The organism is Thermogutta hypogea (assembly GCF_055386265.1).
Genome location: NZ_AP042425.1, coordinates 2,252,106 through 2,275,521, shown reverse-complemented (window position 1 = coordinate 2,275,521; position 23,416 = coordinate 2,252,106). Strand labels below are relative to the sequence as shown.

General features: G+C 56.6%; 14 protein-coding genes. All 14 read right to left on the bottom strand.

Annotated features, from left to right (window positions below):
* Positions 1-60 precede the first annotated feature (60 nt).
* Positions 61-1,569: an outer membrane protein assembly factor BamB family protein gene (locus ACZ5B4_RS08210; RefSeq protein ID WP_464913950.1), complete on the bottom strand. Its 1,509-nt coding sequence runs from the start codon at positions 1,567-1,569 to the stop codon at positions 61-63.
* 780 nt (positions 1,570-2,349) lie between these two features.
* A complete protein-coding gene (locus ACZ5B4_RS08205; RefSeq protein ID WP_464913949.1) occupies positions 2,350-2,853 on the bottom strand; it encodes a Card1-like endonuclease domain-containing protein in 504 nt (167 codons plus the stop codon).
* A 58-nt stretch (positions 2,854-2,911) separates the two neighbouring features.
* Complete coding sequence (locus ACZ5B4_RS08200) at positions 2,912-3,556, bottom strand: hypothetical protein (RefSeq protein ID WP_464913948.1); 645 nt, start codon at positions 3,554-3,556, stop codon at positions 2,912-2,914.
* Between the two features lie 593 nt (positions 3,557-4,149).
* Positions 4,150-7,506, bottom strand: a complete 3,357-nt coding sequence (locus ACZ5B4_RS08195; protein ID WP_464913947.1) for a hypothetical protein — start codon at positions 7,504-7,506, stop codon at positions 4,150-4,152.
* 166 nt (positions 7,507-7,672) lie between these two features.
* Entirely contained in the window at positions 7,673-10,543 is a 2,871-nt protein-coding gene (locus ACZ5B4_RS08190; protein ID WP_464913946.1) for a hypothetical protein, read from the bottom strand.
* A gap of 1 nt (position 10,544) precedes the next feature.
* Entirely contained in the window at positions 10,545-12,497 is a 1,953-nt protein-coding gene (locus ACZ5B4_RS08185) for a hypothetical protein (protein ID WP_464913945.1), read from the bottom strand.
* Entirely contained in the window at positions 12,488-15,949 is a 3,462-nt protein-coding gene (locus ACZ5B4_RS08180) for a DEAD/DEAH box helicase (RefSeq protein WP_464913944.1), read from the bottom strand. Before ACZ5B4_RS08180 ends, ACZ5B4_RS08185 begins: the two co-directional genes overlap by 10 nt.
* Entirely contained in the window at positions 15,946-17,313 is a 1,368-nt protein-coding gene (locus tag ACZ5B4_RS08175) for a protein kinase domain-containing protein (protein ID WP_464913943.1), read from the bottom strand. The genes ACZ5B4_RS08180 and ACZ5B4_RS08175 overlap by 4 nt, the downstream gene beginning before the upstream one ends.
* The gene (locus tag ACZ5B4_RS08170) at positions 17,306-18,025 is read right to left on the bottom strand and encodes a PP2C family serine/threonine-protein phosphatase (RefSeq protein ID WP_464913942.1); all 720 of its coding nucleotides are present in this window, start codon (positions 18,023-18,025) and stop codon (positions 17,306-17,308) included. Before ACZ5B4_RS08170 ends, ACZ5B4_RS08175 begins: the two co-directional genes overlap by 8 nt.
* A complete protein-coding gene (locus ACZ5B4_RS08165) occupies positions 18,022-18,489 on the bottom strand; it encodes a hypothetical protein (RefSeq protein ID WP_464913941.1) in 468 nt (155 codons plus the stop codon). Before ACZ5B4_RS08165 ends, ACZ5B4_RS08170 begins: the two co-directional genes overlap by 4 nt.
* The gene (locus ACZ5B4_RS08160) at positions 18,483-21,578 is read right to left on the bottom strand and encodes an FtsK/SpoIIIE domain-containing protein (protein ID WP_464913940.1); all 3,096 of its coding nucleotides are present in this window, start codon (positions 21,576-21,578) and stop codon (positions 18,483-18,485) included. Before ACZ5B4_RS08160 ends, ACZ5B4_RS08165 begins: the two co-directional genes overlap by 7 nt.
* A 13-nt stretch (positions 21,579-21,591) precedes the next feature.
* Positions 21,592-21,801 carry a hypothetical protein gene (locus tag ACZ5B4_RS08155; protein ID WP_464913939.1) on the bottom strand — a complete coding sequence of 70 codons (210 nt, stop codon included), beginning with the start codon at positions 21,799-21,801 and terminating at the stop codon, positions 21,592-21,594.
* Entirely contained in the window at positions 21,794-22,126 is a 333-nt protein-coding gene (locus ACZ5B4_RS08150; protein ID WP_464913938.1) for a hypothetical protein, read from the bottom strand. The genes ACZ5B4_RS08155 and ACZ5B4_RS08150 overlap by 8 nt, the downstream gene beginning before the upstream one ends.
* Positions 22,123-23,274 carry a hypothetical protein gene (locus ACZ5B4_RS08145; protein ID WP_464913937.1) on the bottom strand — a complete coding sequence of 384 codons (1,152 nt, stop codon included), beginning with the start codon at positions 23,272-23,274 and terminating at the stop codon, positions 22,123-22,125. The genes ACZ5B4_RS08150 and ACZ5B4_RS08145 overlap by 4 nt, the downstream gene beginning before the upstream one ends.
* Positions 23,275-23,416: the final 142 nt, after the last annotated feature.

Sequence of the window (23,416 nt, the reverse complement as noted above, 5' to 3'; positions counted from 1 at the left end):
ATCGGCGGGAGCGTGCGGCAGGCAACTCGCATGATCTTCGACCGTGGGCCGACGCGGCAGCTACGGCCGGCGGTCGGCGGCATCGGAGGCCGCCTTCTCCCGCACCGCGAACAATCGCGTCAAAGTCGCTACATAAAGCGTGCCGTTCGCGGCCGTCGGGGTCGAAGCCGTGGGACTTCCCAAGTCGATCTCGGCCAAGATGCGCTTCTCTTTTTCCGCGGCAAAGATATAGAAATCGCCGCGCCGCGAACCAACGTACACCTTGCCGTCGGCTACCAACGTGGAACCGTAGGCGTCGCCGCGCATCACGTGCGTCCAATAGGGTCGGCCGGTCTCCGCGTCCAGGCAATGAACGGTCCGTCCGCAATCGGCAACGAAGACCAAGCCGTCGGCAATCGATGGAGTGGAGCAGCAATGCTCCTGGAGGGGATGCGACCACAAGAGGGCCGTTTCCGTGACATCCCCTTCTTCCCGTGCGTCGATGCACTGAACCCAGGCTTCCCGTTTACCCCACCAGATGTCCCCGCCCACCGTCACGTAGATGCGGCCGTTGTAAAAGACCGGCATGCTTTTGATGTTGCTGGGACTGACCCGTCGGTTGCCGATGTATTGATGGACGTCCGTTTTCGGGGCCTGGGGGTCGCAATCGAATCGCCAGACGCGCTTCAAGGTTCGAACGGGCCCCTCCGCAAGATCTTGCGGTAACGCCTCGAAACCGTACAGCACGCCGTCCCCGCCCGCGAAAAAAACGATCCGTTTGCCCCCGATTTCGCCCATGGCCGGGGACGACCACGTGGCATGAAAGATTCTCGGGCCGATCCTCTCGCCGTCTTGAGCCGCCAAACGTCCCGTCCGCTTATCGAGCACGATGAGGCTGGGGGCCTCCGGGGCGCGAATGGTGCGGTGCGTGTTGTCCACCCCGTTGCCCGTGTTGATGTACAAAAACCGTCCGTCCATCAAGATCGAGGCGTGCGCTCCGTCGTGCGGATAACTTCCTACCTCTGTCGGCATGTCAAAGAGCCAAATGATGTCGGCATCCGTTCCGGTGACCTCAAGAGGCGGCTCGCCGTCCGGCGCCATGTGACGACCCTCGTCTTGATACGGCCCGTCGTTCCCATCGCTCTGGCCTTTCACGTCCAGACATACCACTTCGAAACGATTGGTGACCGTGAACAGGCGATCGCCGTCGACGGTGGGCGGGGAGCACATGCCGATTCGGGGCCAATCCTTGTAGGGGTCGTCGCTCAATCTGGGCACTGCCAACTGCCACTGCAATTCACCCGTCCTTTCGTCCAAGCAGAGAAGCACCGCGCGGTCGCCTTGGATGCGAGGATCACGCGGTCGGGCATTGTTGGCTCCGATGTAGATTCGCCCGGCCGCCACGATCGGTGAGGAATAGTTGTCCGTGCCCAGGTCCGCCGACCAAAGCACGTTTTCCCCGTTTTCCGGATCGAACCGTGCCGGCAAGTCCTTTTCCGCCGAAACCATGTTCCGAGTAAACCGCTCTCCCCATTGCGGTTGATCCGCGGCGAAGACCGTTCCTCCGAATGCCGCGAGGGCCGAAACCACGAAAAGAGGGAATCCGCCTCGTGCTTTGGGGGAGCGGAACCTTGCAAAACGGCGGGTAAACATGCGGGAACTCCACGAGGAAGGCACGGGACGGCGCGATGCAGCACGTCCCCTTAGCCTACGCACATGCGCCGCGAAATCAAGAGTCGGTGACGATCATGCGGGCGAGCACCGGAAATGTCCCCGTTCGGGGACCGTGCGAGAAATCGCCGCCTCGTATCGAAAGGGTAGGCTAAAGCTCGGCCTCGTGTCGAAAAGAGGATTTGTCATTTGGCGCGCCCGCAGCGGGCTTGCGATGTACGACGTAGCGCCAAGAATCTGGGGTGGACGGCCTTGCCTTGAAGCGGCGGGATAAGCGAAAAAAAGGGGCCTCGCGGGGCATGTATGGTTGGCGCTTCCGCCGACGCCCATGGTTAACAATCGCCTGCCGGATTCCGGAGTCCGAGGGCCGACGCCGCTCAGAAAAGTTGCTGATGACTTGGCACGTGTGATGAAAACCCGGCGGTGCGAAAGGAGACCGCAGCCAAGCCAAGGAGAAAAAGTCTTAACGATGCGTTGTTTCAGCTTTGTTTCAATCGGGGCGACTGGATTTGAACCAGCGACCTCTTGGTCCCCAATCTGATCGTACACTCCGCGCAAAACAGCTCTGACAGTCTGGTGATCTTGTGGATTACGGTGACATTTCTGCATTCTAAAATCGTCGCAGACTGCGATGACATGTGACAAGGCGCGGTGGCACATCAAGGGGATTCATAGTTATCGTGTTACGTTTCCAACCTCTTAGCTTACAATCGGTGGGTTGGTGTCTTCTGCCCCCGACGTCACAATTATCATGACGCAATCGTGCGTTAAAGTAAATCCGTCCTCACTTCTACGGCGTGGACGGCAGCACAGATCGCAATTGAAGGACGGGTTCGCTTCACAAGTGCGGGGACAATGGGGAACGATAAGACGAGAATCCCTCTTGCAGCAATGCCCCCCGAAAGTCTTCACGCGGTTCTCCAGCTTCTGAACATCCTCCTGCTTGACGTTTCCTGCCTTGCACTCCACAAGCCACAATCGCTTTCCATCGATGAAAGCATAGTCAAACTCGCCGCGAGGCGGCTCTTTGGCGTGGTGATTTCTTCCCGTGTAATCCACCTGCATTCCAATACGCAGATCATGGATCAGCCCTCGCTCTTCGAGATCACGCAATAGCGTGAAAACGTACTCCTCAAGCCACCCGCCGCCAAGATACTGCCCAGAATTGTCGCACGCAGGGACATCCAGGCGCCTGCCGCACAAAACGAGAGTCGCATCATCCTTCGCGTCAAAAGACGCCTCCGAATCTCCCCACTTCCAACTAAACGGCGGGTTCCGCCTCTTGCCCCAAGGAACCCGCTATTTGCGAAACTCGGACGTCTGGTAGAGCTTGCCCAGCGTCTGTCTGGCATCCCGCAGCTCTTTGGTTACATCCATCCGTGGTGCGCGGCAAGGGTTCTTCTTCCCATCGGCCATTCGTGATGACGTCGAAGCGAGTCAGGACAAAAAAGTCGGCGACGGACTTAGCACCGATGAATGGGGCGGTTACACCGTCGCGGATAAAGATGATATTGTGGTTTTCGATCTCAAAGTAAGACGGCTCAAGACCACGCTTCCAGCAGGCGGCCAACGCGCCTGCGAACATCAGCTTTGTTCCGCCCGTCAGATTCACCGCTACCCGTGCCGCAGGCGGCAACTTGGACACCTGCCGCTGGATCGCCGTCCGCGTATCGTCTGGCTTGAACGGATCCTGGATGTTTACGGTCCTGCTCCGGCAAGCCTCGGGAAGACAACGCGACAGGACATTGGCCGCATGCTGGTAATCCTTTGTCGTGATGAAAACGTGAAGGCCCGCCTTGAACTGAAGCATGCCAAAATAGATGGGCATCCGTTCCCGTCCGAGCAGATGCAAGATCACGTCGGACTCGGACGCCTTGGCAGTTCGGGGCCCGGCAACATCCGGCATGAGCAACTCTTTGGGCAGATCAATTGTCTCCGGTGGCAGGCGCGGCTCCGAACTGGCGATGACGGCGATCTTGTGTTGGGGATGCGCCCGTGCAATCAGCGCCCACGTGTAGGCCGTGATCGATGCTCCTGGGCTGATGCGGGTCGTTATCGTCTTCTCGGATGCATCCGAAATGGCGAGCTTGCCGCAGCTGCGGCGGCATCGAGGGCCCCCGGCGCGTCGTTAGGTGTCTCAATTCCAGCGGAACAATCTGAACGCTGCAGCATACTCCGTCGGCCGCCAGTTCTGTCATCAGCCGTTCCGTGAAAAGGGCGTCCCGAGCTCCGGATTGCTCAGCGCATCCCCGATCTGCTGTGCTCTGTGGCGCGTAAACTAAAGGCGGGTCTTCAAATCCAAAGTTACCTACTGCTCCTCCTTCAGACGCATTTCATCCGGAAATCTAGGGGATTTGCAAAGGGTGTGTCAGCGACAGAGTACTTTCTGACCCTGAGGGCGCTCACAATGGGGCCATCGGTTGGTTCCAGCCCGAGTGCAACGCGGACTTCGGTGATTCCGTACTAGGTGAGCAAATAGTGCTTCATACAGTACCCCTTTCAGTCGTCATCAATATCTGAAATGCCGGTGATATGAATGGCGTTGGCACCATCGTCACCCGTGAGATACAAACGCAAAGCGTAGAGCAAATCCGGGGTGCGGATGCCCACAGGCTTCTGGATGTTGATTTGGACGCGGGAATACAATGACACTTGTGTCTTAGCAAGAGCCTCCTCAATTCGGTCAACCTGTTCCGCAAACTGCTTCGTTATTTGTTGATGAGGTTGCAGAAGCATTCTGATGTCGGGATCTTTCGAATCGCGGGTGCGCAACAGCCCGAGGAGAAGCTCCAACGGTTCGGCGGTCTTGCGCACCCAGCTCCGTCTTTTCCGTTGGTCCTCTTTTCGAACGGACCCCATTCGTGGGGGGGCGCTGTTGGCTAGCCGTTGCGACAGCGCATCGAGCAACACCTTCAGTTGACTCAACGAGTAACGCTCAATGAAGTGCGGCTCCCGCCAGATGGCGTAGGCAAATACACTGACAGCATCGTTGCGCGGACTTGAAGCGAGACGGTCAAAGATGTATTGCTGCCACTCCTGAGAGACGTCACCCAACGCGAAGCCAACGGCTCGTGGATCGCGAATGTCTTCATTGTTAACTTGTTCAATAAGCCATTCGACGCATGCGCCCGGCGCGTCCCTATGAAGGCAAGCAAGCAGGAACAACAACTCTCTCTTTATATTCTGCCCCAACGCCTCGATGTCAATAAGGCCAGCCAGGTACGCGATTCGCTTTTCGGCCGCTTTGGCGAACTGTGGCGGGCAATGTCTGTCTTGAATCGAGCGACCATCGCCCCATACCTGTATGATGGGGAAATAGAGTCGTCTGCGGATAGTCCTAATCAAGTCATCAACTGCATCGCCCTCATATTGCCGCAGTCGTGTTGTCTCCTGATAATCGGGTTGTGCAATATTCCAGCCAGAATATCCCCCATCTCGCTTCTGAAGTTCGAACGATAGCTGAGCCCCCACCTGAAACAAAGCGTAGTCGACTCCGTCAAGGAAGCTGCGTTGGTGCAGGAACACCCTTTCATTCGTTTCTGCGCATTCGGCAAAAGCATAATAGCCGCCGTATTTATCGACGCGCCATGCAGTCGTTAGCAAGCCGACGGTCCTTCGCCGGGGACGGATGAACAAGTCGTGATCCAAACGGTCAACTGCGGAGATAGCCCACTTCAGCAGATCTTGCGTCTCCTTGCTGTCGCGTTTCGGCATCCGACGTAAGTCGTCCCAAGAGAGCGGAGATGGGTAGCTGGGCGCAGGGGCGTTGGTTATAATCCTTCCAACCGTACGTTCCCAGGTGGCGCGGACGGGTGGGAATGACCTGTCCAGCGGGGTGAACGTCAAGGTGTAGGGCTCATCATCTCCGTACTGAAAGGTCAGAGTGAGTGTGCATTCGGTGTTGGACTTCAGCGGGAATGCAGGCGAATCAAGGCGGGCGGAGAATCTGAGTTCGGCAGCGTTCTCCCCTTGGGATAGAGGGAACTGGTAGAAGCGTCTTCCGGCCGGCAGTGTGAATCGCTCCTCGATGGGTATCAGGACGGATTCTCCGCGGACGGGCTTAACTGTTGTGCCGCGTGACACAAGGCAAAAGCGTCGATAATAACCGTTGACATAACTCTTTATCGCAAGTTCGGGAATCCGATCTCTCCACAAGGGAATGTCGCTGGCCCGTGTTTGCCATTCGTAGACTCGGAGGCCGCCCGCGCAGGGGCTATGCGATACATTGATGCAAAACTCGAAGTGCCCAACGCGCTTGTCATCTTTCAGTACCTTGTGATCAGTGAGCTGCGGCTGCCGGGATTGGGGACCGCTCTGGCGCCACACCCCGTCGCTGTCCACCGTGGGCATGGCGTAGGGTAGGTCTTGCTCGGTGTCGCGTTGGGAGAGCTTTACCGGCGGGCAACGCTCCCAGTAGTATCCCCTGGTCCCCGGAAGTCGCTTCTGGAGATCGGCATCAAACCTGGCGATCAACATCGTGGCGCAGGCTATGCCGCCAATCGTATCAACGATAACCACGGGATAGCCGTCGTCTGTGATGCAGGAATAGTCAAAGTGCTCGAACAGCGCCGCAATGCTACGCGGAAGAGGTTCAGCACCGGGGAAGTGAGCATTGAGATTGCGCCGGACTACTTCCAGTTCAAAATCATTGACACTATCTGGAACCAGCCAAATAAGCTTGTCGGTCCGGAATGTCGTGCGCAATCGCTCGGCGAAGGCCCGGGCGGCACGATCCAAGAGATGATCAGGGATACTGCCATTGTGGAAGAACAGATCGTGTGAACTGACCGTGTGGGCATCTCGATGAAGACAGACAGCATCGGAGGCGAAGAGTGCGATGTCGACGGTGATGGTGGCATTCTTCCATTGCTGCCATACATAGTTGGCAGTCAAGTGGTGAGATGTCTCATGTGCAGATGCAAATGTCGGACGCATCTCCGCAAGGTCAACGCATACCACAGTATTGACTACCGGACTCTCGCTGGACCGGCGCAAGCTGTGTGGGGCATTGTGAAATATCGGCTCGGGAGTCCAAGTGCGAATTATGAATTCGTCGTAATCAAATAGGACGGGCATCTCCGCAAATATGTAGGTCGCCTCACGATACATGCGTCCGTAGTCCAGCCACCGCTTCATGGTTTCGCAGCGTCTATCCAGTTGTGTAAGATCACGTGCAATGTCGTCATCCAGACTTTGCAGGCGTCGCCAGGTATCCCAAACACGGCGGTAGTCACGGTGGGATAGAAGTGTGTTATTCGGCGGAATATTTTCCCAGGGCCCGACCGCTCGCCCTTGATCGGAAGTGAGCCACGATTCGATCTTAGGGAGCAGTTCGTCTTCCGGTTCACCAAGCAGATCGCAACGCAATGTGAGTAGTTCCGCCAGCCGGAAGACGCAGGCCTTCAGCAGGCGATTCTCGGGCAGATCAACGGACTGAAAGCGACGAACGGCTTGAAGATAGGGCTTGCCAGCCAGTTTCTCCCTGATGTTGCGTCCCGGACGCGTGCTGAGCTTGATGAAACTGCCTGCATCGAGTTCCCGCACGGCCCTGACCGGCAGGATCGTGCATTCTCGCCGTGGGCTTTCGTTGAGAGTCCGGAAGAGGCGTTCAATGGCGGGACGGGCGTGCTCCGCGATCCGATACAGACGGTCTTGAGTTATGTCTCCCTTCTTTGGTTGTCGTGGCTCTACGAGCTTGGTGAGGTATACCGACAACGGTTGAGGAAGGGCGTCCCCTGTCTTGGGGTCGAAGCTGGCATTGACCGTGAACCAGTGCGTCTGAGCTAGAAGTTGACGAGCCGCCTCGCCTTTCGCCCCGTCCAAGCGTGCTGATCGGTAGAGTGCCTTCAGGTTCATTTGGCGTCTTTCTGTATTTGGGCCTCTCACAAACACTGCCGGATCGCTTCGAAACGCCATTGATCTGGCCTGGAGACGGGATTGACGTCAGTACCCTCTTCAATGGAGACTGCCCGTCTGGCACATCCACCTAGGTAGACTCGGATGCCGCCGAGACTGTCGTGAGTCAGTTTAAAGCACGCGCCTCGACCCCACGCGCATTCGTAGCGGGTGGGGAAGGGACTGTCTCCATCTCGGTCAAGTAGTTCGCCGACTGCCAGATGAACTGACCATATCCCAATTCACAGGCGAGATTGAAATCCTCCGCGAGGTGGAACGGATTTCCGCCGATGCCAAGATTGATTTGGTCTCGTATTTTCTCGAGACAATCGGTCATGCTTTTGCCGCGAGTGTCGATGCCTCGAAGCTTCGGCATGACCTTCTGTACAAGCTGGTCTTCAAAGGCAACATGGAGCGCGATATGGAGTGCATCCTTATCGCCTGTCCTCTGCGCTGCGCGCACATCGGGATAGTTTGCCATGTAGTATTCGACGGACTGCCAAACCCGATGTCCGATGGCCCGCCCCGCAACCGACAATGCCTTGTTCATGTCCTGGATAAAGCACTTGAACGGCTTGATATCGTCCTCGGAAAAGGAGCTGCTTTGCGCCAGCCAGGATTGCCATGCGGCTTTGTGAAGAAGAGAGCCCCGATTCTTCTCGTCCAATGGTGAGAGTGTAATGCGTCGCTTAAGTTCTGTCGGACGCGGGAAATAGATAATAATGGAACGGTCCAAGACCTTGTCGGATAGCGCCTTCGTCGTTTCGTCTTGATTCATGGTTCCAACCCACAACACATTGCGGCCCAGCGGAAGCTGGTAAGGCGGCATTCCAGCTCCGATCTTCACCGGCAGCTTCGGCACATCGGTTCCCTTCATTCCGCGACGAAGTTCAAGTTTGCTCAAAAACTCAGCAAAATAGAGTTCTGGGTGCGCAAGGTTCATTTCGTCGAGGAGGACGAGGCAGACTGCGTCTTGAAGCCCTGGATAGCCCTCGTCGTCGTCGGTTTTCTGGACCCACCTCTTCTGACTTTGGGCGAGAAATCGTAGCACCGGCTGGGCGTCGAATTTGTTATCAATGGAGTTGAAGAAGCCAAGCATGGACTCTTGGCAATCCCAATTCGGCTGGACGGAGATCGGCTCAAACATTAGCCCGCCGAAATGCGAGTATAGGCGGGGGAGTTCTGATTTACCTGTGCCGGAGACTCCCGCGAGAATCGTGAGCGGTGACCATTCCGCCGTCTTCAGGGCGGTGTGGAATGCCTTCAGGATTCTTGGGTGAAAATGCAAGCCGTAATTGTCGCACGCTCTTTCAAGGGCTGTGAGCCAAGTGAGTTCATCGAGACCATCGTCCCTTTGGGGGCGTGTAATTTTGTCAGCGGTGATATAGGGCAGTTCAATCTCCTTGTAGCGCGCGGCAACCTCGGCGGGACGCTCGTATGCAGCGCGGAGACGTTCCAGTTCAGCTTGAGCTTCATTGGCTGCGCCCTGGAAGATGGCGGCCTTTTGTTCAAGCGACTTGTTTTCGGCGATGAGTGCGGAAACTCTCCTTTGAAGTTCAGCTGCTTCGGCTACAGATGCGTTATTTTCGGCGATTTGTCGCGAGAGGTCATCGGCTCGTGCCTTTTGATACTTTGCTTCCGCCTCAAGCGCCTGATATCGTTCGCGCATCTCCTCGGTCGGACGAGAGGCGAGTTCCTCGCGCAGTCGCTTCAGTTCATCAGCCTTGCTATTGAGCTCCCGAAGAACGTCGGCCGGATCGCGGTCGCCTAATTGCTGCCGCAGTTGATCGAACGCGTTCACCAGTTCCATCTGGATGCGAAGACTTTCGCGCAGACGAGCATTTTCCTCCTTGAAGACCCGTCTTTCGGATTCCATCGAACGTCGCTCTTCGTCGATGTGCGATTCAAGTTCATCATTGAGTGCGTCATTGCGTTTCTGCCATAGGCGTTCTAAACGCTGCTCCTTGAGTTCGATTGTCCTTTCAAATGTCTCCAGTTCAACCCGACGACCTTCGAGTTCGCTCTGAAGGGCCAAGACAGCGCCTTTATGCTTCTCGAGGTCGGTTCGCTGGGCTTCTAACTGTTTGCGCTGGGCGTGATGCTGCTTGGCCCAATCCTCGCGTTCCGCCGCGATCTCCGCCCGAATCCGCTCACGTTCAGCATTCTCCGCTTGGGCGATCGCCCGCAGTCGTTCCGTCTTGAGATTAGCCAATTCCTGGTCGATTGCGTTAAGCCTCTGGAGTCGATACCTATCTAGCTCTGTTTCCACCGTTGCTCGTTGATCCCGCAATTCGGCAGCCAAGGCGGCGCGTTCATCAGCGAATCCCGCATCGCGCTTCTGCTCGGCGCCGAGAATGGCTGCCTCGCGTGCAGCCAACAGGGCTTTGAGATCCTCAAGTTGCTTGCGTTCGTTTGCCAATGAGTCAGCCAGCTTTTGCAATCGTTCTGCCTCTTCCCGGTTCGCCTGGTGCTGGCGAGCGGCTTCATCTGCCAATGCCTTCGCTATGTCCGCAAACCCGGCGTCAGCCTTCTGCTCTCGCTCCGTCACAGCGAGTTCACGCCTGGCAAGTGCGCCCTCAGCATCATAAAACGCTTTCCATTGTTCTTGTAGCCGCTCTTCACTTGTGTCCAATTCTCTCTGACGAGCGTCGAGTTCCGCCATGCGTTGCTCGACTATTTCGTGGAAGGCGTCGCGTTGTTTCTGTACAAATCCTGCTTTAGCTTCGGCTTCCAGTTTGGCAATGTCCTGGCGACGCGCTTCCAACTCGGCTTTCTCGGACGCCAAGTCATCGCGCTCCCTATTTACAAGGCTCCGAAATAGCTCTTTTTCAGTGTCTAACCGCACGCGCTCCTTCTCTAGCAAGGCCTTTTCATGATCAACATGGGACTGTGCCGATCTTAAGGCACTCTCGCGGTTCTCCAGATCAAGCTTCCGTATTTCTAGATCTGCAGCGAGCTTCTTTAGCTCGGCCTCGCTTTTCCCCCAAAAGAGTCGCATGTTACGCCTCCTGTAGTGTCTTGATCGTCGTGTACGCTGACTTCCGCAGACTCCGAATGGCATCCCTTGACAAAGGCAGTGGTTCGTTGCCATGGCCTCGCCGTTCGATGACGTGGGCCACATCGGCAACAAATGACGGATGCGTCTGCGCAATTGCTTTCAAAGTGTCGTCTGATGAGACCAGGAGAAATGCGACGACGCAGGACTGCAGCGTCTGGTCGTTCCCAAGGAGGGTGTCGCGGACCGCGGTTCGCTTTACTGTACACAGGCATTCGGGAAGATCCCCGAGCCCGCACTCCGCAGCGTTCTTCTTCGCCATTGTTACGTATTCCGACTCCCCGATATCGGGCGATAACGCGCCGGTTAAAGACCTGCGGAATGCAGCTTGCAGGGCAGCGTAAAGGTCGCAAGCGAACGCAAGTGCATCATCGCCATCACTGCATGACAGCCAAAACTGCTCGGCGACAATTATGCGATCCTGCAGAGTGGTCCCGAGGCGGTTGAACATTGCGAATCCGAATTCGTTTTGAATGCTGGTGCGGGCATCCATCATCGCGTCCAAAACCGCCTCTCGATTCGCACCCGCGGCAGGAGTTTCCGAGAATCGAACGGTAGGCAGCAGAGTTGTCACGAACTCACGCATGAAGGCCTCATCACGGAGCTCTACATCGCTTGATCGCACCCTGCCGGTTCCATGTCCCGATTCGTCACGGTCCTTCTTGATCTTGAGTAATCGTACGATGAAATTCCGGTGGTCCGATGCGATCTGGCGCAACGGGTGGGACGCATCGCCGGCTGCCATCAAGAGTGACAGGCTTAGAACGGTTCCCATCTCCGCCTTGCCTGTAAGGAAGTCCTGCAGCTTGCCTTCCCTAACTGGGAATAGACCGCCCGTCGGCCACTCAAGGTATAGCTCTTCCGCCGCTCTTTTCAGGAGAGATAGATGTTCGGATTGGGGGGTCAGCTTGAGCTTTTGCACCGCAGAGGCGTATGGCCGTTGGGCGCAACTGTAGAAGAGCGACCACTCGAGTGCCGCGAAAATCTGTTCGATGGTACGGAATTGTCTATTGTGTCCCAATCGCAGATTATCAAGGAGCTTCGGGTAGCGAGCCCGGTTGGCATCGCTGTCATACAATTGTCGATGTGCTGCTGCCACATTGTTCGGCTCTCTGGTGGACAAACTAGTCTTCCAATCGGCCAGCCAATCGCGAACGCGTTCGTCTTTTTCCAGCAGGCAACTGAAAGCACTCTCGAGCACAAGCGAAAACCCATTACCGAACGGGTCTGCGATTCGGAACTCACCATCGCTCCTCTGGATAGCAATCGGGCAATCGAGATGATACAGCTCTGCCTCATGGGCGATGGTGATAAGCCGCACTGAGGGCAAACGGCATTCGGAGCCGAATGCGACTGATCGCTTATTCATCGTACGCAACGCCACGATAACATCATGGGGTGCAGGCCGGTTGTTTCTATGCACTCTATCCAGGCGAATCGTCAGGTGGTGTCTTCCCCCTTCCTCCTTCCTTTTGAGCGGATTGTCTTTCATAAGATGGACATGCGGGAGAATCCTTCCCGTTGCGAGCTCACGGAATACGCAAGCGGTGACAAACTCTTTCGAATCGGGATCATCGCTTGCCCACCTGTCGCGCTGTTGTTTGATGATCTGGTTGTATTCGTCAATATACCCCTTGTCCAGAAGACGCAGGAGCACGGATTGCACGAGGTCCTTTGGAAGACATGTTTCGTGCGCAAGCGACTCCGCATCGCGCGATGCCCCCGCATCGATCAGTTTCAGGATGACGCGCTCAAAGGGGTTCGCCTTATCGCCGTCTGCCGACAACCTTGGCAACGTCACTCGATAGACATTTACCGGCCATGCCAGGAACCGGGGTCTGCCGACGGTCTCTCCGAAAGGATGTGGTCTGCCGTAATCAAGTAGTGTCAGCGGCATGGCAAAACCCTTCCATGCGTGTGACAAAGGTTGTAAAAGTCAACCAAGCCCGGAATGAACCTGGCGGATAGATCGTTCCGCAGCAATCCGGAGTCGCCGGCTACTGCCAGCAGCCTCTTCTGGCGGCTCATTGCGACATTCAGACGGTTGTAGAGGCAAAGATGGCCGAAGAGGGCTCTAGCCTGCTTCTCCTCATCCTCGGAAAGGGGACGCCAATTATCCGGCATGGTTCTGACAACGGACAGGATCACGACATCGAACTCCATCCCCTGAAAGGAGTCCACCGTGCCGATGCGAAGCCTGTCTTGCGACTTCGCGAGTGAGCCAAGTTGCTTCCTAATCAGTTCCGCTTGAGCCTTGTAGAACGAGATAACACCGAACGTGAGATCATGGCCTTCTTTGGAATTCATCCAGGAGGTTAGTTGGTTCGCGATTGCGGTTGTTTCAGCCGGACGTATCCAGCTTGTCCCCTCTCGTTTGTGCCTGCCTTGCTTGGCGGGAACATCCAACCATACAGCTGGCTTGCCTTCCGTGCCCGCTAGGCTGTGCGCGAAGGCGCTCTCCTGTCGGCCCGAGCCGAACCTTTCCGACGGATCAAATCGCTCGTAGAAATTGCGACTGACAAATGCGCCCAAGAGGGGATGCATGCGGTATTGCTTGTCGAGCGTAACACGGCGTGGGATGCCGTCTTTTTGCTCCAACGCCTGCAGCCGTTCCGAAAAGAGATACTCGAACATAGACTTCTTGAGCCAGTCGGATTCTTTCTGTCCCGTCTCTCCACTATCCATCTGGCGCGCGACTTCTTCTTCTATGATATGCGGCAACTGGCGATGGTCGCCAACCAAGATGATCCGCCTGCCCTGCGCCATTGCAACCATCAAGTCGGGGGGAGTTACTCGTGCGGCCTCATCCACGATTACGTATTCGTATTCGATTCTCCTGAACTCCCCCGCGGGATTATCAGTTGCAATTCCTTTCTGCCTTTGCATCTGTCTGTTGACGCTCTGCTGGCAGGTTGCCGCAAAGGCATAGGCGTAGTCCGAAACCGCATCCATCATCCCGTAGGGATTGCCTTCAAGCTCAGCCAGGAATTCCGCCAGCGCAGCGGCCCTCGCGTCCTTGGCGGAAAGACCTGCCGTTCTGATTCTTGTGCTCGCCTCTTCCACCAACCCAATGACCTCGTCGTTGTGCTTCTCGAGGCGAAATATGGGGGGCGCGGTAAAACGGGAGAGCAGTCGCTTCTTCAGCGCAGCCAGCGTGTCGAGGAACTGGGGGACTCCGTCTTCGCTGCGCCACAAGCTTGCTCTTTCTAGCAAGTTACGATCATCAGCTTCTAGAACTCCGCTTAGGTCAAATAGCGCATCGGCCGCTCGTTCCGGGCCATCATCAAGGAATGCTTCGGGGCGGTGACGCAGCCGCCGAACAGCTTCCAGCAATGGAACCCAGCGAGCATTGAGTTGTTCCTCCAGCGTGAGTCTGTTCACCAGACTCGCGGCGCGGCGCGAGCACTCTTCGCCGATGATGGCGATGGAAATATCGGCGACCCGCTTGGCAATGTTCAGCGCCAAGGCACGTGTCGGCGCTTTCAGGTATTGCAGGCAGAGGTTCTTGAGTTGTGCCTCGAGCTCAATGTCGGTCAAACGCGGGTTCTTCGCCCGAAGCGCGCTTGCCCTCTCCGAACACCATGTTTGGAGTTTCCTTTCAAATACACTGAAGTCATCCACGTCGCGGCCGGAGCGGCTCCCGAACTTCGGAACGGGCAATCCGTTCAGCGACAGGCGTTCGATCATGTTTTCCACCGCGTCGTGCTGAAGCCCCGTCAGTAGAACCGACCCTTTGGTGCTCGCGCCGCGTTTTTCGGCCAGCTCATTCAGTCGTTCGATGATCGCTGCGATCACGGTCGTCTTACCCGTGCCCGGGGGACCTTGGATCAGCGCAATGTCCGGCGTGTTCAACGCGACCGCAATTGCCTCTCTTTGTTTCTCCGTCGGCGGATTGCGGAATACCTTATCGGTCACGAAAGCCGAGAGTGGCTTGATCTTGCCGGGTGTACGGATTTGCGCGATGACGCCCTTCTCCTCGATCAGGGGCCCAAGCTGTGGATTGGCAGCACGCCCCTCCAGAATGGCCTTCCGGGCAAACAGCCGCCGCTTAATTTGGGCAATCTGGCCGGCCAACGAGGGGATTAGCGTGCCGGAGCAGGGTAAGCTTTCCGTCTTCAGCGTGAGGGTTCTTGTAATCTCATCATAGTCGGCAACGTCGTAGTGCGGCTTCGACTCCTTCCGTTGGCTTGCATGCTTGCCGACAAAGGCTGCGTTCTCCGCTTCTTTCTCGATGACGCTGGCAAAGTGAACAAATGTCAGATTCGTGTTTGTCAGATACTCCGGCAAGCCGTCGGCCAGCTCCAACGACTCCACTTCCTGAGCCGCAAGCGCATCCAAGGCCGAGTCGGATGCTTGCACGATTCGGACCGTAACGGTCCCATCGCGGTTGGGAGTCATGTCAGCATACTGCAAAGTGCCAATCTTGCGGGCCCTCGCGAGCACTATTTCACCCTCGATCGCTACGAATTCGTCCCATCTCTTTAAATAGCTTCCGTCGCTCCGCGTGAGGGCCAACATCTGCGCCTTCGTTAGCATCTGGATCTCACCAGCCTGCTTCCAATCGGCGAAGGTCAGTTTCCCCTTGGCAAGCTGCAAGGCACGGTCGGGATCGCCCTTATTCTTGGTCAATTTTGTAACGAGATAGATGGGTTTCCCGTCCGGACGCACGGCTTCCGTGGCGACAAATCGAATGCCATCACCGATAATGCACAACGAATTCGTGCGTGTCGGCTCCGGTCGGCATGAGGAGGAATCTAGAGTAGTATTAACCTGTTCATCATTGTAAAAATCGCTGCTGTCCGCAATTTCTTCGCCATCCGATACTTCCGGCTCCTGGCCAGTCTCTTGGTTCCCCTCCGAGCGCAGGGCGTCGTCAATTGCCGGGCCCGCGAAAAAGAAAAAGTAGGGTTGATCGCCATGAAAGTAACAACACCGTTGTGCAATCGCTTCATATAAGGGTGGTCCCGACAGCGGATTGTGTGAACGGGTAATAGCGGCATACATCTCTTCGACATACTCGTCAACGCCAACTTCAACGGATCCCATGTCCCGGCAATCCCCGGCGAAGAAGGCAACTTGCAATTCTACACTCCCGTCTCTTGCCGGGTTCGCAAGCTGCGCAAGATTGGCGCAGCCAGTTGCGAGTTCTCGAGTGAGTCGGCGCCCATCGGCATCCGAGACCGGCTTGGCGAAGATGAGGGCGTCTTTGACTCGCAGCTCAAACTCCCCTGGCCGGGTCGCGCAAGGCGACACGGAGAAAACCGGCCCTTCCGGAAGAGATCCGATAGCGCCATCCTTCCGCTTAATGCGTAACGTGAGTATCCGGGTGGGAATATCTGTGAAGTTCATTTCACCGCCTCCACGAATTCGATGGACAAGCTGGGTGGAAATGGCTTCGTTCCCCGTACTGGGCGAGCAATCTTTCTAGTCCAGTCCAGATCGGCCTCGTATTCAGAGTCATCGTGATGCTCAAGCGAGAAGGGATAGAAGAGGCGGTGCGGTAGGGCTATCTCCGTCCTGTCATGACGAACACAAAGAGTCCATCTGGGTGTGCGAAAGCGCGCAAATACGGGACGCGCCGTTGCGCAGTATGGGCATTCCTTATGCGTATCCGCGAAGTAACTCATGGTGCATCCCGGGCAAGACAGGGAACGGTCGAAAGCCCGGGTCAACTCCAACGCCCAGAACGCCATGGTTGGGCGGCGATGCGGCTCCATCCTGCCCACCCCGAAAGTGTCCTGGAAAAGGCAGCGGAGCTCATGCGTTGTTACGACTTCGCGAGGAAGTCCCAAACCGGAAACCGCCGCGTTTGAGTCGTCATTCTCGTCGTCGATGAAGGGCAGATATCCGGCATAGGCTTGCTCGTATATATCGGCGGGAGCTTCCCCCACCGCCGGCGGATCGGTATCCCAACCGCCTTCGTCACCATCAGGCTCCAGCACTTTTTTGCCGATGAACGGATGGTTGAGGGCTAGGGATTGGAAAGCTAGTACCGCAAACGCCCAGCAATCCGTGCGGGGACGAGCGTGGTCTCGGCCTTGCGCAAGCTCCGGTGCACCATAGTGCGGCGTGAATACCGCATTACCGCCTGCGCTCATTTCGAGCCGTAAATTGTCGGCGTCGATCAACCAGACCTCGGCGGAATCGCCTTCACCAACAAAGACGTTATTCGGGGAGACATCGCCGTACACCAACCCGGTGCTGTGGAGTCGCGCAAGGATGCATGCGCACTGCGAGAGCGCAAGGAGTCGACGCCGGGTTGAACCTGTGCGGGCATAATAGAGAAGCATCAATCGCAACTTTTCATCCGGGATTCCCACCAACCACGCAGGCATGGCTAGACTACCATTGTCTAACGCTTCGCGGAGATGTTTCTGTGCCGTCCCGTTCATCTCAAACGCCCCAAAAGGCTTCATGCCATTTAAGAGTCGCATCACATAGCCGGGTTCATCGCGCAGGATGGCGAGCGGTAGAGAAATCCGAATCCGGGAGGGTAGCGGCAGAAGCCGGATATTGTGGAAGCGCTCGCGCAAATTGGCATTCTTGTCCGGGTTGCCGGAAGCGTCCAGCGGTTGCTTGATCGCCAAGTCGGCATCGGTGGTTCGAAACACGACGCCTTGGCCCCCACGGGCGAGTTCTGCTGCAGGATAGTGAATATTGCCGTATTCGTCGACCAACGGCCTTGTCACCGGAGCTTTGACGGTGCTATTCATCGTCAACCTCCTCTCGAACGAGACAGGCCACGGTCTTGTCGTCACTGTGCTTGGGCGTCGGCCACTTCTCCAGCGCTTCTCGGGTCCGACGAGACGCCGATAGCGAGGAAAGACACCGATGCGCGGCACAAAACTCTCTGACGAAGCCGGTTGCGTCGGACAAGTCATCGGACACACCGTCGGTGCATAGAAAGATGCACTGGCAATCTTCTTCCGGCATCGATAACCAACGCCAGTTTTCAGCGGTCACATCCGGCGAAAGGGCGGCTGTCATGTTGGAAAACCCTGCCGATTTGTCGTCGGACAGTGACGCGATTGTCCCATCGGCTCTCACGGCAGCCAGCAGCCCATCGCCGAGCATGCCCATGTGAACCATACCGGCGTTGAGCCGGAAGGCAAAGAGGCAGGTCGCGGCGCAATCGCGAGGGGTGAGAGGCGCAAGGAAGGAGATCCATTTCGTTTTGATCCGTTCAGATAGCACGGTCCGGTCTATTTCTGACGTGCCGTGAACACTATAGATTGCGCGTGCCGCCGCAACACAAGCAGCGCGACTGCCCAAATCGGAAAACGGCTTCGAACCGAGACCGTCGGAAACAACGATGCCATCACCCCAAGTGTGATGAAATGATGCCCATGCATCTTGGTTCCGCATCCCGTTTGCAACATGAGCGGGGCCGATTACGCTTGCGCCAAAACTCCTCCAGACGATCATGCCGCGCTTCCTTCCACCCAGCCATCAAGCGCAGCAAACAATTCTTCGACGGCGAAAACATCGTTCCCCTTTAGTTGAGGATTAGCGTCCGCACCGATTCTGATGATACGGAGCGTGTCCGGGGGAAGGCTCTGCTGCCATGATTTCAGTTGCTTCGCATCTGCATGCGCCCAGAAACCATCCGTGAGGAGCAAAACCTTTCCGCCAGGTTCCTTTCCGAATAGAGATGCCAGGGCGGAAGCGTTTGCATTTCCTCCCGCGACCAGCAATTCCGGCGGAAACTCCTGATCAGAGCGCCAGTCGACTACACGCGCCTCGTTGCTCCATGCAACCAGCTTCAATTCGGCGGTGCCGTATCCTAGTCGGAGATATTGCTCGATTGCGCGCGCCACGCCGCGCGCGATCAAGAGCTTCCCCCACTCTCCCATGCTGCCGGATATGTCCCATACCAGGTGAATCAGCATGATGCACCCTGCGGTCTGACTGTGTAGGGACGGAACCAGTGGATTTCATTCGTCATGCGGTTGACGAACACCGCCCGATTCGGTTTCTCAATTCCCTTGAACTTACCGATACCTCCGCTGACCAGAGCCCCTGCGTCATCCTCGTTCATGCAGAAGGCCACGCGCAACTCGAACAAGTTGAGCAAATCCTTGCAGGGAACAGCGCATCGCCGCCAGTTGTCGATGAACGCAAAGACGAAAGTACCTTTACGTGGCCCCTCCTCCGCGATTCGCTTCAGCAGGTCGGATGGGCCGGCCGGCTCGCCCGGTCGTGGAGCCTTGAACGTTTGAACGGGATGCAAAGCTTTTTCCCCATCCAATCCGTCAATAATCAGAGCGATGCGCCGCTTGCCTATCGCGTCCGCTACCTCTTGCAAGGGCAGTTGGCCGATATCGCTGACGGCCCTAAACCGTTCTCCGAGCATTAATGAGGCTTCAACATATCCCCCGGAAGGTTCGATTCCCCGCCCGTTGAAGTAGAGGATGTCATCGAACGCACCGGACGACGACAAGCTTGCAAGGCACGAACCAAGCAGTCCGTCATGGATCAAGTCGTTGTAGCCGCTGAAGAGAACATTGAATGCCTGTCGCGTGATCAGCGGAACCGATAGCACATCGGCGGCGAACGTCAGTCGGTGGCCAAGAAGCATCGCATCGCCCTGCCCGCAGACACTCCGGAATTCGCCGAGGTCCGGCCTCTGCGGCAAATGCGCGCCATCGAAAACGCGGCCCTTGATTTCGATGCCGCGCTTCGCGGCCTGTTTCGACAAGCGCTGGAGATGCTCGAGACAAAAAGCTCGCTCAGCCAGTGGAATCATGAACTTGACATTGCCCGATATCGCGCCGTTAGCGTCATTGATAATGCCTTCGGGGGGGCTCTTGAGTTCCGCCGCTGCCCAGTTGTTCCCACCCAAGATCAATGCGGAGTCCTCCTGTCCGCACGCGAGCGCGATCCGGCAGCCCAATTGAGAGATCAAAGCGCCCAACGACAATGTGTTGATGCCTCTCAGCGTCTGCGTCGCCAGGAGCAGATGAATACCGAAGGACCGTCCCTGTTTAAGAAGTTGAGTAAGCAATTTCTCTGCCGTCTCTGCGACTTGCCGTCCTTCCGTGAAGAGCACCTGGAACTCGTCGATAATCAAAAGGATGCGCGGAAGCGGGGCGCGGTGGGCCTTTCGGTATTCAGAGAAATCACGCACCCCCGCCGATTTGAAGAGCCTTGCTCTGCTTTCCATCTCATCGACAAGGTGCTGCAACACAGTTACGCCGTATTCAGGATCGCTTTCTGTCGAGACTAGCCGTGCGTGGGGAAGGATCGGTTTTGCATAGACGGTGAACTCTGTAGATTCCTTGTAGTCGAGCAGGTAGAGGTCAAGCTCCGACGGCGAATACTTCTCGCACAGCGAGTGAATGATCACATGAAGGAGGTTTGACTTGCCGGAACCGGTCTTGCCTGCCAAAAGAGCATGGTGCTCAGAGGTTGTCGCACCGAGTGTCAGCGATACAATGTCCCCAGCAGCGGTCCATCCAAGGGGGATTGTGAATCCATCGACTGTTGTGCTGCCCGGCGCGTATTCTACCCAAAGATCCGTAAGTTTTTTGCTGAAGCGACCACACTCAGCATAGCGTGTCGCAACTGCGGCAAGAAAGGTATCCAGGACGTCCTGTCGCGGCCATTTCTCAGGCACATATGTGAACGATAGCCCGCCACCGTCGCTGTTCTCGCTCTGGAGGTACGCGTCCAAACGTTGGGTCGAATGCTTCAGCGCAGCACAGAGGGGCTCGTAACGCCTTTCTTCGATACGCTGACCGTTTACGGCGATGATGGGCAGGATGCCGCATCGTGGTCCGCTTTCGACCAATCGTTGGAGATACCAGAGGCTTCTATCGGAGAGCTGCTCCGGGACATCGAATAGCAGTATGACTTTGTAGCGTAATGGGTTCGCGATGTTCGCCGCGTTGAACTCGGCCCAGTTGGAAATCCTGCCTTGGAATCTGTACTGTATCAGGTATTCGATCTCATCCGTAAATTTCCCGAGCATGTGCTCAATCTCGTCTGCGCGAGTCAGCGCGCGCCGTTGGGGCATCAGCTGCTCCACTTCCAAGAGCCGCAGAAAGGGTTCAAACGACCGCCCCAACCGCAGGGGGTCGATCAGCGTTAGTTCGAATCGCCCGGGCGGGATGGCTTGCAACAGCCGAAGCACAAGGTGATGCGTCAAGCGTTGCTGCGACTGTCTGTCCTCCGGTAATACGAGTGCGCGCTCAAAGGGAAATGCGACTCCGTGAGGGATCAGGCAGCGAAAATGGTTGAACGCCACCTCTTGGGCCCCGAGGAAGAGAACATGCGGCATTTCGGCGGCGACACATGAATCGTCCTCTGCAAGATCAGTGAAGGAGGGTTGTTGCCGTCGAAGGAGCCTCACCTCATGGGCGATGTCGTGCGTCGCCTTTTGCCACGCTGAAGAGACGGTCGTGAACAGATTGTGCTTGCGCGATTGCCTGCGGCGTTCCACATCATTGTATAAATCATTTAGTGTGACAAGCTCATCACGGATGGCGGTCAGGCGCTTCTGCAACGTGCTTTGTGTGTTCTTTTTTGTAGAGCAGGCGGCTTTAAGGCGGGCGTGTGTCTGCTCAAGGTCGGACCTATTTCGTGTGTGTGTGTCGAGCTCGTTAATCAAATGCTCGTATCTCTGCTTAACCTTGTCCTCCAAAAACAAGTAGATAATGTGCTGAATCAGCCACCTGTTCCGTATTTGACGCTCAAGACTGTTCTTCTCGCAAGTCAGCGCGTCAATAGCTTCTTTAACCGGTACAAGTCTCTGCTCAAGAGTGTGAATCCTGCGATCGAGCCCCGCGATTTCTCGTTCAAGGTCGGCAGCTTCTTGGCGTAGCCTATCTTCCTGTGAGCAGTATGAGGCCTTCGTGCAGCTGATGTTCTTGAGTTCTTTATCACACTCACGGTCGATCCGGGCGATCCCGTCATAGTAATATGCCGCAACCCAGGAGAGTGTGGAGACGAACTCACGATGTGCCGGTATTGTGCTCATCGCGGTAAGCCCCTTAAAGGATCAGTGATCGCGCATCCTGCAATATCCGCTCAACATTCGTGGAGACCCTTTCAAAGTCTTCATGCAAGGAGCGGAGTAGCCCGATTTGGTTGCGGATCGGGTCTAGCACATCGGCGATGATGGATGCCCCAAACGCGTCGCGCACACCACCGCGAAACGTTTCCGCACACAGCTCGACCATCCCGAATGCATCGTCAAACATCATTGCTTTCCCGCTCAGTAAAAGGAATTTGGAGTACCATCGTGTCCGTCGTTGCGTCAGGGAGATACCGGCTGCACAAGTCTCCGGGAATGAGGTAGTCGGATTGAAACGCCGGGTTGTGCGCCCTGATGTCGGCCAGAAATCTACGCCATTCATCCTCACCGATGTCTGCCGAGCGCATCTTGGTTGTCGACGCCATTAGCTTCTGGGTGGCAGTATCCACACCGTCCATATCCCCCGCGTTGACGGCGATGCGAAGATCGTCTGTTAGTCGCATGACGTCGGCCAGATCATCGGGCGGGACTACCGCAAGTCGTATCTTCATGGCAGATCACGTTCCTTGTCAGGCTGTATGAATGCGAGGCATGCGTGGTCAATATCGTTCTTCGCGGGCATCATACCGACCAGGGGTGACCCAGCGGCACGCAAGGCATCGCGCAGTTCCTTTTCCTTTTCAGGCGGCAGGTCATGAATGTCGCGCGAGCAGAGCGTGCAATGAGCATCCGCTTGCTTATGGCCCTCTGCCTGAAAGAGCATGTGATCCTTTTGGGCATAGAGGTAGTCCGCTTTGCCGCACTTCACTTCAAAGGCCAGTGACCCGCCAACCGGTGCGCCCATGCCTTCACCGCGACCGAGGACGACTGGAACGCGCAAGTCGGTCACGATCAAGTCCGTCTTAGTGTATCTGCCGTCATCACCAACCACAGTCCGGCCTTGCGTCTCGATTTTCCCGCCCAGGGGGGCTAATGCATGCCGAGCCAGTTGCTCCGCAAACTCGCCACTCATGTGGATGCGAACGTTTCGGCTCACAATGTTTCGCTCGACATCCCCATTGGCGGCTACCCATTCGCCGCGAAACTTGTCGACCATACTGCGGTAACTGGGATTGCGGTCGCGGAGGTATTCATGCAGCAACCGCTGCTCTTCGCGGGAGAGGTTCAAGCGGTCACGAATGACATCCGGCGTTATCGGTTTCCCAGGTTCGGGGGTCCAACGTACCCACTCGTAGAAACGGGCAGCAGGTGGATTGGTTGCGAGATAGGCGTACAAGGCGCGCTGCGCAGTTGCAAGCCGTGCCTTTCCGACATAAATTAAGGTGTCCACCTCTTGCATTCGCAACCTGCATTCCTGATGAATACGTTCGAACGTTTGCTCCGATAACGACAATGCCTGCCTAGTGCGCTCAACACGTACCTCCATGCGCTGTCGGTCCTCGGTGGCCTTTTCGTATGCCAATTGCGCCTCCGCTACGACTTCTTGCGCGGCATCTAGGGCAGCCTGCGCCGCTTCGACAGCAGCCTCCTCGCCAGAGCAGTCAGGCCCGTTGCCCTTTTCATCTGGCGGTTGCGCTTGGCAGGACGACAATGCGGATTCAGCGGCAGCCAGGACACCTTCAGCTGATGTAAATTCCTGTTGGGCTGTAAACAGTACTTGATGTGCTGCCCGTTCTGACTCCTCGGCCTGCTCTAACATGCTCTCACTGTTTTGCGTCTCCTCCCGTGCCGCAGTGCATCGGCTTTCCGCCGCTGCGACTTCCTCACGGCAAGCGGTCTCGAGGGCCTCGCGAACGGACTCCAGTCCGCGTATGAGGTCCTCCAGGTTGTCGACTTGCCCT

Excerpts from the sequence above, each read along its gene's own strand:
- ACZ5B4_RS08200 (WP_464913948.1), bottom strand. The coding sequence starts at position 3,556 with ATGCCGGATGTTGCCGGGCCCCGAACTGCCAAGGCGTCCGAGTCCGAC.
- ACZ5B4_RS08195 (WP_464913947.1), bottom strand. The coding sequence starts at position 7,506 with ATGAACCTGAAGGCACTCTACCGATCAGCACGCTTGGACGGGGCGAAA.
- ACZ5B4_RS08190 (WP_464913946.1), bottom strand. The coding sequence starts at position 10,543 with ATGCGACTCTTTTGGGGGAAAAGCGAGGCCGAGCTAAAGAAGCTCGCT.
- ACZ5B4_RS08185 (WP_464913945.1), bottom strand. The coding sequence starts at position 12,497 with ATGCCGCTGACACTACTTGATTACGGCAGACCACATCCTTTCGGAGAG.
- ACZ5B4_RS08180 (WP_464913944.1), bottom strand. The coding sequence starts at position 15,949 with ATGAACTTCACAGATATTCCCACCCGGATACTCACGTTACGCATTAAG.
- ACZ5B4_RS08175 (WP_464913943.1), bottom strand. The coding sequence starts at position 17,313 with ATGAATAGCACCGTCAAAGCTCCGGTGACAAGGCCGTTGGTCGACGAA.
- ACZ5B4_RS08170 (WP_464913942.1), bottom strand. The coding sequence starts at position 18,025 with ATGATCGTCTGGAGGAGTTTTGGCGCAAGCGTAATCGGCCCCGCTCAT.
- ACZ5B4_RS08165 (WP_464913941.1), bottom strand. The coding sequence starts at position 18,489 with ATGCTGATTCACCTGGTATGGGACATATCCGGCAGCATGGGAGAGTGG.
- ACZ5B4_RS08160 (WP_464913940.1), bottom strand. The coding sequence starts at position 21,578 with ATGAGCACAATACCGGCACATCGTGAGTTCGTCTCCACACTCTCCTGG.
- ACZ5B4_RS08155 (WP_464913939.1), bottom strand. The coding sequence starts at position 21,801 with ATGTTTGACGATGCATTCGGGATGGTCGAGCTGTGTGCGGAAACGTTT.
- ACZ5B4_RS08150 (WP_464913938.1), bottom strand. The coding sequence starts at position 22,126 with ATGAAGATACGACTTGCGGTAGTCCCGCCCGATGATCTGGCCGACGTC.
- ACZ5B4_RS08145 (WP_464913937.1), bottom strand. The coding sequence starts at position 23,274 with ATGTTAGAGCAGGCCGAGGAGTCAGAACGGGCAGCACATCAAGTACTG.